At 56.4% G+C, this 10,322-nt stretch carries 8 protein-coding genes and 1 pseudogene; 3 read left to right on the forward strand and 6 right to left on the reverse strand.

From position 1 onward, the window contains the following. Positions 1-111: 111 nt before the first annotated feature. Positions 112-348 (reverse strand): DUF1543 domain-containing protein, encoded by a 237-nt coding sequence (locus JZX87_RS30535; protein WP_286195224.1) that lies wholly within the window; start codon positions 346-348, stop codon positions 112-114. Between the two features lie 116 nt (positions 349-464). Here JZX87_RS30535 and JZX87_RS30540 point away from each other — a divergent pair, with 116 nt between their 5' ends. Beyond that, on the forward strand, positions 465-2,186 hold the full coding sequence (locus JZX87_RS30540) for an FAD/NAD(P)-binding protein (RefSeq protein ID WP_353654302.1): 1,722 nt from the start codon (positions 465-467) through the stop codon (positions 2,184-2,186). 381 nt (positions 2,187-2,567) lie between these two features. Here the strand turns inward: JZX87_RS30540 and JZX87_RS30545 are convergent, their stop codons facing one another. The 3 genes from JZX87_RS30545 to JZX87_RS30555 all read right to left on the reverse strand — a co-directional run bounded on the left by JZX87_RS30545 (position 2,568) and on the right by JZX87_RS30555 (position 6,670). Further along, positions 2,568-4,862, reverse strand: coding sequence for an FdhF/YdeP family oxidoreductase (locus tag JZX87_RS30545; protein WP_206829587.1), 2,295 nt, complete (start codon positions 4,860-4,862; stop codon positions 2,568-2,570). Between the two features lie 73 nt (positions 4,863-4,935). Further along, on the reverse strand, positions 4,936-6,012 hold the full coding sequence (locus JZX87_RS30550) for a catalase family protein (protein ID WP_206829588.1): 1,077 nt from the start codon (positions 6,010-6,012) through the stop codon (positions 4,936-4,938). Between the two features lie 88 nt (positions 6,013-6,100). Continuing rightward, positions 6,101-6,670 (reverse strand): type 1 glutamine amidotransferase domain-containing protein, encoded by a 570-nt coding sequence (locus JZX87_RS30555; protein ID WP_206829589.1) that lies wholly within the window; start codon positions 6,668-6,670, stop codon positions 6,101-6,103. Positions 6,671-6,793: 123 nt separating this feature from the next. Here JZX87_RS30555 and JZX87_RS30560 point away from each other — a divergent pair, with 123 nt between their 5' ends. Continuing rightward, a complete protein-coding gene (locus JZX87_RS30560) occupies positions 6,794-7,864 on the forward strand; it encodes a DNA topoisomerase IB (RefSeq protein WP_206829593.1) in 1,071 nt (356 codons plus the stop codon). 85 nt (positions 7,865-7,949) lie between these two features. Then, entirely contained in the window at positions 7,950-8,351 is a 402-nt protein-coding gene (locus tag JZX87_RS30565) for a DUF2177 family protein (protein ID WP_206829590.1), read from the forward strand. A gap of 571 nt (positions 8,352-8,922) precedes the next feature. Here the strand turns inward: JZX87_RS30565 and istB are convergent. Then, a complete protein-coding gene (istB, locus tag JZX87_RS30570) occupies positions 8,923-9,717 on the reverse strand; it encodes an IS21-like element helper ATPase IstB (protein WP_206829591.1) in 795 nt (264 codons plus the stop codon). Between the two features lie 140 nt (positions 9,718-9,857). Next, a pseudogene (locus tag JZX87_RS30575) lies at positions 9,858-10,211 on the reverse strand (IS21 family transposase); the annotation flags it as partial. Between the last annotated feature and the right edge of the window lie 111 nt (positions 10,212-10,322).

Consider the following 10,322-nt stretch of genomic DNA (forward strand, 5'->3'; position numbering starts at 1 on the left):
TCACCGCAAACATCTGACCGCAGCAGATCATCGAAAGCTTCGCTCTCACGCTATCGCGGCATGGCGAGATATCACCATGTCGATCAGCGCCTGAAACCTGGCCGATGTCGATCACCGTGCCATAGCCAAACTTAAGGCGACGACGCCCAACAGTTTAATATCGTACCCATCCGCCTGGGTGAGCTCGCCCCCACAATCAAGGTGGAGACTTTTTGGATCGCCCCACCATTGCCGCCGCAGGTCGTCGTAGCAGGCTTCCGCGCTCTCTCCGATCGAAAACCGGATATCATGTAACTCGATGTTCGATCCACCGCAATCGCCGCCAATGTAGAACATCAAAAGCTTCATACGTTTGCCTTCTGTTTCTCCGTCCACGGCGTAAATGGCTTTTTCGTGCCTGTCGTCAATGAGTGACCAGCCAACGTTGGAACAGGTCGTCGTCGTAATCGTTTGGTAGCTGCGCAGTGCGTCCCGCGCTGCTGGAGCCCCAAACGCGTAAACGCGTCGCCATCGTCGGGTCCGGCCCGACGGCTCTGTATGCCCTGCAAGATCTCATAAAGTCTAAGTCACCGTTGGCAATCGTCATCCTTGAAGCGTCGGACGTCGCCGGCAAGGGGACGCCCTACCAGCGCGGGATCAATGATCCGGCGATGCTGTCGAACATTCCAAGCATCGAAATCCCTGATCTTCCTGAGACCCTCGTTGCCTGGCTTGCCGAACAATCCGAAGAATATCTGTCGGAATTCGAGATCGAACGCATCGGCATATCTGATCGTGCCTTCTACCCGCGTGTGGTTATCGGCGACTATTTCCGAGCGCAGTTCGAGACGATCGTCGCACTGGGTGAGCAGGCGAACTATACGATCTGTGTCTGCGAGCGCTGTCAGGTCGCGGACATCGCGCCCAGCGGTAGTCATTTCGCTTTAAAATACGGAGACGATGCGAGCATCGAACTCTTCGATTATGTGATTGTAGCGACGGGACACAGTTTCCCGTCCGCGCCCGAAACGTCGCCGGGTTATTTTGCCGCCCCGTGGCCCGCTACCGCGTTGCATTCGATCCCGAGTGGCAAGATCGGTGTGCTCGGAACATCGCTCAGTGCGATTGACGCGGTAATGACCGTCGCGACCATGTTTGGCCGCTTCGATCGAAACGCGGATGGTTGTCTCGACTACCAGATTAAGGATGGTCACGACGGGTTTGAAGTGTCGATGATGTCTCGCAAAGGTCTACTGCCCGAGGCAGACTTCTTCTTCCCCATCCCCTACAAAGACCCGCTGATCTGCACAGCGCAAGCGGTGTCTGCCCGTATTACGCTCGGGAGTAGCGGTCTGCTCGACGATGTGTTCGACCTCTTCCGTCAGGAACTTTTGGTCGCCGATCCAGAATATGCTCGGCTCATCGGGCTTGAAGGGCTGACGGTCGACACGTTTGCAACAGCCTATTACGGCGTCAGAGACAAATGTGATCCGTTTGAATGGGCGGCATCGAACCTTAATGAAGCAAAACAAAACTACTTAGCGAAACATACCGTTGGATGGCGGTATGCGATCCTCATCACCCACGAGATTATTGAGACCGCAGTCAGCTACTTCACCGCCGAAGACCTTGACCGGTTCAACCGATCGTTCAAGAGCATATTTGCCGACGATTATGCCACCGTACCCCATCTATCGATCGAGCGCCTGATTGCGCTCCGTAAGGCCAATAGGCTGAATATTGTAAAGCTTGGCGACCGATCAGAGATCGTAACCGACAATGTCGAACGCGGTGCTACCGTCACTTTCGAGGACGGCACGCTGCAGTTCGATACCTTGATCGACGCCACGGGACAGAAAACTTTATCGGCGGATGATTTGCCGTTCCCGTCGCTTCACGACGCTCGACTGATATCGCAAGCACGAACCATCACGCCGCGTGGAAACTCAATCCGTACCGGGGGCATTGATGTCGACGAGCAATGTCGGCCACTTATTGCCGGGATCAAGCCTGTGCGGCGTCTGTACATCCCTGCCGTTTCCTACCTTCTCCACAAGCGGCCCTTTGTACAAGGCATCACCAGTGCCGCTGAGCTCGGAAAGATCGTTGCTGAATCTATTATCGCCGACGTGACGCGGCCAGCTCGTAGCCGTCGTGCCGCGGAGGCTGCTAGGTCAGCTAAGGCCCGCGCTATCGAATTCGTGTGAATGCCACCAGTAACGGTCCAGCCAGGCTTCGGACCAGACTACGGTTCAAAAGGGCTAACCCGGGTTGTGAAGCCGTGTGCGGTAATAACCGCAGCGTCTCATAGCTTGAATGAAACTGACCAAGGCTGAGACAATAACCGGGCACTCTATCTAACCTCCAACGTACGATCCGTCTGCCTTGACAGCTTTTTCGATTGCCTCAGGATCACCGACCAACGTAGCGTCCTTGAATCCAATCGCTTTGAAAGGGACCCAAGACTTGCCATCAGGATGTCCCGGGCGAGGGGAATTCTGATCGGGAACGATCAGGTAAGGCGGATGCGAGCCGGCATGGTCAGTCGAAAACAGGTATGCGTCCATCATGTGACCTCGTGATACTAACTATTGGGCTGCGTGGGTTTTCACCTGTATCCGGACAGGCACCGCTTTCGACGCTGGCGTCTTCGACAACTCATCATGATGGTCGACGGCAACCAGCACATTGGCCTCTGGATAATACGCTCCAATTGTCCCTGGCGGAAGATTATGTTTGGTTACCGTGAGACCGGGAAGCTCACGCGTGATCCCGTCTTCGAAATCGCTCACAAGGGTAATGACTTGCCCCTCGTGCAGCCCCGCCGACTGGATATCATCGGCGCACATCAGCACCACGTCTCGGGTTCCTTCGATCCCGCGAAACCGATCTGAATATCCATAAATCGTCGTGTTGAACTGATCATTCGACCGCATGGTGACGAGGCGGTAGCGCCCTTCGGCGTCGCTGAACGCCAAGGCGTTGAGCTGTTTGGGTGTCGTGAAGACTGCCTTCTTCTCTTCGGTCTTCCAGACGCGCTCGTGTGCCGCATTGCCCCGGTAAAATCCGCCCGGCTTAAACATACGATCGTTATAGTGCTCGAATTGATCCGGGTAGGTCGCCTCGATGAGGTCACGGACGAGACTGTAATCGCCGGTCCACTCATCCCATTTCAGCGTTGGGCTCGGGGCAACGGTCGCTCTCGCAATGCCGGTCACGATTGCAAGCTCGCTTCGAAGGTGTTTGGAGGCTGGCGTACGTTTGCCGACGGATCCCGAGATGTGGGAAAAGCTGTCTTCGGTGGTGACGGACTGCGCACCCGTGGCTTGCTCGTCGCGCTCTAAGCGTGAAAGGCACGGAAGGATGTAGGACTTCGCGCCTGGAAAGAGGTGGCTTCGGTTCAGCTTCGTCGAAACGACGACGGTCAAATCCTGCTGGGCCCAGGCGTTTTCCATTGCCTTTTGATCGGGAACGGCGCGGACCAGGTTACCGCCAAGCGATATGGTTGCCTTGATCTTTCCTGCCATCATTCCCTTCACGGCATCGACGATAGTCACACCATCTTCGGTTGGCGGGTCGAAATCGAAGAGGGACTTCAGCTTGTCCATGGGGATAAGCTTGGTCTTTTCGGCAATACCGACAGTTCGTTGGCCTTGAACGTTCGAGTGGCCGCGTACCGGACAGCAGCCGGCGCCCTCGCGACCAATGTTGCCGCGCAGAAGAAGGAGATTGACGATCATGGCAACGTTCAGCGCGCCCTGAGAGTGCTGGGTTAGCCCCATGCCATAGACACCTATAACACGCTTCGATTGAACGTAGATCTCACCGGCACGTCTGATCGCGTTCTCAGTCAGGCCGCTTTCTGCCTCGATGGTCTCCCACTCTGTCGATCGGATGAGATCGATGAAGCTGTCGAAACCGACCGTGTGCTCCTCGATGAAGGGGACGTCGAGAACGCGCGAGGCTCTGTTCGCCACGGCGGCATCGTCTGCCTCGACGATTACCTTACAAAGACCGAGAATGGCAGCGATGTCACCGCCAGCGCGAACCTGGAGATACTCGTCGCTGATCTGGGTCTCGCGCCCCGTCAGCATATCGACAGGGCTCTGCGGGTTTACGAAGGAAACGAGGCCCTGCTCCATGACGGGATTGAACGTCACTATTTTCGCGCCGCGCTTTTTCGCCTCCTGGAGTGGGTGAAGGAAGCGCGGGCTGTTTGACCCGGGATTTTGACCGAAGAAGAAGAATGCGTCAGCCTTCTCCAGGTCATCCCAAACGATGGTTCCGACTGGAGAACCGATCACCTTCTGCAGCCCGACCGATGTCGTCTCGTGGCACATGTTGGAGCTTTGCGGAAGATTGTTGTTTCCGTAGGTCCGAGCCAGCAATGCGTAGAGGTAGGATGCTTCCAAGCCCGCATGACCAGAAGAATAGAAAACAACACTTTCGCGCGGGATGGACTGCAATGTTCTACCGATATCTTCGAAGGCGTCTTCCCAAGCGACTTCGACGTAACGATCGGTCGCCCTGTCGTAACGTAAGGGGTGGGTCAGCCGGCCGGTTTGCTCGAGGTCGTAGTCTTTCCAGTCGCGAAGCGCCGTCACAGTGTGATCAGTCCAGAATTCACGCGTGCAGCGAGCGCTCGTTAGGTCTGAGATTGTCGCTTTCGCGCCGTTCTCGCAAAATTCGAAAGGGTGGTAGTTTACTGGTTTAGGCCAGGCGCAGGAAACGCACATCACGCCACCCGGCTTGTTCTGCCGGGCCAGCTCCTCAAGCACCATTGGGGAGGGCCGCTCATCACCGATGATACGTGCGATCGATTTGACTGATCCCCAGCCACCTGAGGGGCCTTCGGATTCAGGATTTTGCATTACCTTAGGCATAGAGGCTTTCCGATCAGAACAAACAAAGGCACTCCGTTTACCGGAACGCCTCGCGAGACAATCCTAGCTCGGATCAGCGGGACGGTTCGTGGAACGGACAACCGTTAAATCGGGCTCGGAATTCTGCCGAATGGCGGTACGGATCCTTACGCGCCCGATTGATGTTGCCGAGGGGCCGGTGGGCTTCTAAACCCGTCCAAACGCTGAACCGCATCTCTTCATCGACCTTTTTCACGTTCACATCGCGCCAGCTATCTTGTGGCATCGCGGTGACCGTCGCGACGGTGAGGAACGGAGCGTCTTCCTCGTTCCACTCGACCGTCGGGTCTTCGATGGGCTGGTTTTCCAAATTTCGACAGAGCTGGACCTGGAATTCCCAGACCCCGTTGGTTTCCTGCATTTCCGCCTGAACAGTTTCGCGAACGGCGTTTTCACGAACGCTTGCGTCAATGAGGGTGTCCGTCCGCTTTGTCAGGTCACGCGAGATCGGCTTCAATTTGAATTTGGCAATGTAATCACCATAGCGGAACGGTGTGACGCTGAAGTATGTCTCTCCGAGTGGATCGAGGTTCGGCGCGCCACCGAGCGATTGGATACTCGGGCTTGAAACGCCAACGGCTTCAAGGCCCTTGTTCACCGTCTGGAGTACGCTCGACATCACGGTCTTTGTGCCCTCCATCCTGTCCGTCGTTTTGGCGAGAAGCTTCAGACTGGATAGGAATTTCTTGGCGGTTGGCGCCTGGAAGACGGGACCGTTGACCATGATGAAATCTTGTGTCGAGCCTTCGGCATCCGGAAGCCGGGACCCTTCGACATCAAGCACCTTCATGGCAAGGCCTCGAGGCAAGGAGATTGCGTCAGGAAGAATATCGCCGGCATTCGTCGAGAGGCGAAGAAAAACCTTATGCGCTCCAGGCGTCGCGAACATGCCTTGGGCCAGCTCAGGCGGCAAGCCGCCTGCGACCGTCATTTCCGCCTCGATGATGCCGTGCGCCTTTGCATGCACTGAGCGGACGGCGTGACCGTAGTCTTCTGCTGTCTTCTGCATGATGACGTCGAACTGTTCGTTTAGGCCAGCGATCGTCTCTGTCTCATCATCCTTGATGCTCTCCAGATCAGATGAATAGCGGATTGGCTGTGATATCGACATGAGGCGCTCCCCGAAAGAACGGGAAACGCTGCACTTCGAGCGAAAGTTCCGCTCGCGAAATTGCTGATATATAGTCCGAAACAGTAGGTTAAGCGCTGCGCGTTTGCCCTCGATGTTTTCCTTCTTCGAACTCCTCGACGATCTTGTCACAGAATGCCGGAAGGTCGTCAGGTGTTCTGCTGGTGACGAGGCCCTGATCGCAGACCACTTCCTCATCAACCCATATGCCGCCTGCGTTTTCAATATCTTTGCGGACAGTCGGAAACGAGGTCACGGTCCGTCCCTGAAGGACGTCGGCTTCTACCAACAGCCAAGGTCCGTGACAGATGACGCCCACCGGTTTGCCCTGCTGGAAGAACGATTGCACGAGAGCGACCACGTCCTTGTCGGCCCGGAGCTTGTCCGCACCGACACAACCGCCGGGAATGACAAGGCCGTCGAATTCCTCAGCGGAAACCTCAGAAACCACATTGTCCACCTGGTAGCTGCCGCCAGCATCGAGGTCGTTGTTATTTGTCTTGGCCTCGCCGGTCTCGATACCGATTACGGCCACCATCGCACCAGCCGCCTCAACGGCGTCCTTCGGCTGCTTGAATTCGGGCTCCTCGGTACCGCGCGGTGCGATAAGAATTGCAATCTTTCTGCCGTTCAATGTCATTGAAGTTTCCTTTTGCGTTCACTGGAGGCGGCTAACGAAGAAGCCGCGATGATGTTCCGGATCGTCGGCTCGCCGATTGTCCCGCAGCGCGGAACAGCCGCTCGATCTGTGAGTTATTGGCCAATGAACCAGATCATCACGAAAATCGACACGATTGCCGCGGACGCAAAGCTCGCTTCAGGACTAGTCTATGTCCCTGGCCTTGAAACGGGGATCACGCGTAAGGTAGGCGCCAAAGGCTTTCTTTATTATCGTCCGGATGGGCGACGGATTAAGGAAGCCGAGGAGATCAAGCGGCTGAATGCCTTGGCGATCCCTCCAGCCTATACCGATGTCGTGATCTCGACGAACCCTTTTTCGCATCTGCAGGCAATCGGCAAAGATGCGCGAGGACGTCGCCAGTATCGCTACCACGCAGACTGGCATGCCGAACGCGGTATAGCGAAATTTGAACGGCTGGTCGATTTCGCCGACCGTTTGCCGGACTTGCGCGAACGCGTAGAGCAAGACCTACGCTCCCGCGGTCTGGGAATGGACAAAGCTCTGGCCACGGTCGTCTGGATGCTCGACAACCTCTACATCCGCATTGGTAACACGGCCTATGCAGAGGTGAACAAGTCCTACGGTCTGACGACGTTGCGCAGCCGGCATGTAAAGGTCGAGGGCGGCAGCTTGAAGTTCCGCTTTAAAGGCAAGTCTGGCAAGGAATGGAATCTGGCGCACAGCGATCGGCGTATCGCCAACGTTGTTCGAAAACTGCAGGAGCTTCCAGGTCAGCATCTCTTCCAATACGTATGCGACGAAGGCGGTTGCCGCGCGATTTCCTCACACGACGTTAATGACTATATCCGTGAGGTAACCGGCGACAGCTTCAGCTCTAAGCAGTTCCGAACTTGGGGCGCCACCTGCATGGCCGTCGAGGCATTGGCGGCGCTTGAGGTGGCGGCCACAAAGCGCGAACTGAACCGTCAGTTGAACGAAGCGATCGACGCAGTGGCTGCAAAGCTCGTCAACACACGCGCTGTGTGCCGCTCATCCTACATCCATCCAGCCGTGTTTGAGGATTTCCAGTCGGGGATGCTGCGAGACGTCCTGAAGCTCAAGAGCAAAAGCGAGCGTTTGCAGCAGTGGCTAGACGAGGAAGAAATACGTGTACTGCGATGGCTGAAGCGCCGATCGGCGGCAGCCGCATAACGTCCACGTAATTTCCTCAGCCCGCGCCAACGGTCTAATCGACCGATGGTCAGCCTTGCGACAATACAGAAAACGGATGAGTACGATGAAGACATTTGGAATTGCCTATTTCTCGACGCTCGTCCTGTTCTTGGCTATCGATGCCATCTGGCTGGGCGTAGTTGCCCGCAAGTTCTACCAAAAGCAACTCGGCGATCTGATGCTGCCGTCGCCAAATCTTGCGGTGGCCACAGTGTTTTACCTGTTCTTCGCTGTAGCGATTGTTGTTCTGGCAGTCCGGCCCGGGCTTGAAGTGGGGTCGCTCTGGACAGCGGCCGGCAATGGCGCCTTGCTCGGGCTCGCCGCTTACGGGACCTACGATATCACCAATCTGTCAACCATAAAGAACTGGCCCGTAACCCTCAGCGTCGTCGATATGATCTGGGGCACTGTGCTGACAGGGCTCGCTAGCGCAGGTGGATATGCTGTAGCTCGCCACTACGGATAGTCGCTTTTTCAAACGATCTGAGACCTTCAAAAGACTGGAGAGTGACTTGCGCGTATTTGAGTATTCAAGTTTTACGATCCCGCTCTTGCCGTCTCCGGTACAGATTAACCCGTGGGTTGGCCATCGGGCACGGCAAGTAAAAGGTCCTGGCGAGGTGGTCTTCGGTTGCCTCGCCAGAAAGCCTCGGAACAGGAGGTCGATCAACGCGATCGCTGAATGTTTCGCATTCTCTGGGAATGGACAGCGCTTCTCAGTTCATGATCTCAGGTTATCGCCAGCCGCACTCAGTGCACAGCATACTAAACTTCTGCTATTTAAAGATCTTTGAATTTTAAATTGGTCTAAACCTTGCGGGTCGAAGGTTCGGTTCCCATCAAGAGCATGAGGCAGAAATTCCTAGCGTTAGTCTGTTATCGGGCAACCGATAGAAACGGCCTTAGACCGGAACGAGAGGCGTTTGCTTCATTTGACCGCCGCCAGCACGCTCTGCTCTAGCTGTTGTTGGTTTCCACGCGGAACTGAGCCGGTTTTTCCACCAAGAAGTGAGCCACCTCTGAGTTTGGTTTTCTGATCAGGCTTTGCTCAAGGGACTGGCTTTTTCTCCTCTCTTCTGTGCGGCTGCAGCCGAGCTGGCTTTGAATCGGAAGCTGTCGTTTCCGGTTTCCAGGATGTGGCAACGGTGTGTGAGGCGGTCCAGCAGAGCCGTAGTCATCTTGGCATCGCCGAAGACGGTGGCCCATTCGCTGAAGCTGAGGTTGGTGGTGATGACGACGCTGGTGCGCTCGTAGAGCTTACTCATCAGGTGGAAGAGTAGCGCTCCGCCTGAGGCACTGAACGGAAGGTATCCGAGTTCATCGAGGATGAGCAGATCGAAACGAACCAGCGTCTCCGCGATCTGGCCTGCCTTGCCTTTAGCCTTCTCCTGCTCGAGCGCGTTGACCAGTTCGATGGTTGAGAAGAAGCGCACCTTGCGGCGATGATGCTCGATCGCCTGGACACCGAGGGCGGTCGCAATATGCGTTTTTCCTGTGCCCGGTCCGCCGACAAGCACGATATTCTGCGCTCCATCGATGAACTCGCATCGATGCAACTGGCGCACCGTCGCTTCATTGATCTCGCTGGCGGCGAAGTCGTACCCGGAGATGTCCTTGTAGGCCGGGAAGCGGGCAGCCTTCATGTGATAGGCGATGGACCGGACCTCACGCTCAGCCATCTCGGCTTTCAGCAACTGGGACGGGATCGGCACGGCTGCATCGAAGGCCGGAGCACCTTGCTCGATCAGGTCCGTGACCGCTTGAGACATGCCATACATCCTCAGGCTACGCAGCATGATGACGACGGCGGCGCTGGCGGGATCATGACGCATGGCGACCTCCCACGATCCGGACACGAAGGCCATCGTAACGTTCGACGTTGGCCTTGGGTTCACGCACCAAGGTCAGCGCCTGGGGCGTGTCGATATCGGGGCCGTCGGTCGTTTTGCCGTCAATCAGCATGTGCAGCAGATTGGCCCGTCGTCTGCTGCTCACGTTGCCGGTCAGCCCGCCAATCACGGGCGAAGGCGGCAACCCGACCATAGGAGCCGGTAAAGCCGAGAACGACTAGATCGGCATGAAGCTGCTTTAGAGTTCGGCGCTGTTTGCGTGACCTCCCGGCCTCAGTCTTCAGCCAGGCCGCCAGCTTATCGGCAAAAGGATCAAGCTTGCTCGGTCGTTCTGGTATCGTGAAGGTTGGCTCGATCGTACCTGCGTTCAGATACTTCGCGATCGTGTTGCGCGACAGCCCGGTGCGCCGGCTGATCTCCCGGATCGACTGCTTCTCACGCACCGCCATCCGACGGATGATGTTTAAAAGTCCCATGTGGATCACTCCGTTGCCCCCGCCGCTCGCCGCATTGGGGGAAGGTTCACATGGCTCAATTCTCAATGGAAATTATGCGCCTAACCGGCTCATGTATGGATGCCCCCGTTC

It is taken from the genome of Agrobacterium sp. Ap1 (assembly GCF_017313375.1).
In the GTDB taxonomy this organism is placed as follows: domain Bacteria; phylum Pseudomonadota; class Alphaproteobacteria; order Rhizobiales; family Rhizobiaceae; genus Neorhizobium; species Neorhizobium cellulosilyticum.

What these genes read in the sequence shown, in the direction of transcription:
- istB (WP_206829591.1), bottom strand. Translation starts at nt 9,717, where the DNA reads ATGCGTCATGATCCCGCCAGCGCCGCCGTCGTCATCATGCTGCGTAGC.
- JZX87_RS30560 (WP_206829593.1), top strand. Translation starts at nt 6,794, where the DNA reads ATGAACCAGATCATCACGAAAATCGACACGATTGCCGCGGACGCAAAG.
- JZX87_RS30550 (WP_206829588.1), bottom strand. Translation starts at nt 6,012, where the DNA reads ATGTCGATATCACAGCCAATCCGCTATTCATCTGATCTGGAGAGCATC.
- JZX87_RS30565 (WP_206829590.1), top strand. Translation starts at nt 7,950, where the DNA reads ATGAAGACATTTGGAATTGCCTATTTCTCGACGCTCGTCCTGTTCTTG.
- JZX87_RS30545 (WP_206829587.1), bottom strand. Translation starts at nt 4,862, where the DNA reads ATGCCTAAGGTAATGCAAAATCCTGAATCCGAAGGCCCCTCAGGTGGC.
- JZX87_RS30535 (WP_286195224.1), bottom strand. Translation starts at nt 348, where the DNA reads ATGAAGCTTTTGATGTTCTACATTGGCGGCGATTGCGGTGGATCGAAC.
- JZX87_RS30555 (WP_206829589.1), bottom strand. Translation starts at nt 6,670, where the DNA reads ATGACATTGAACGGCAGAAAGATTGCAATTCTTATCGCACCGCGCGGT.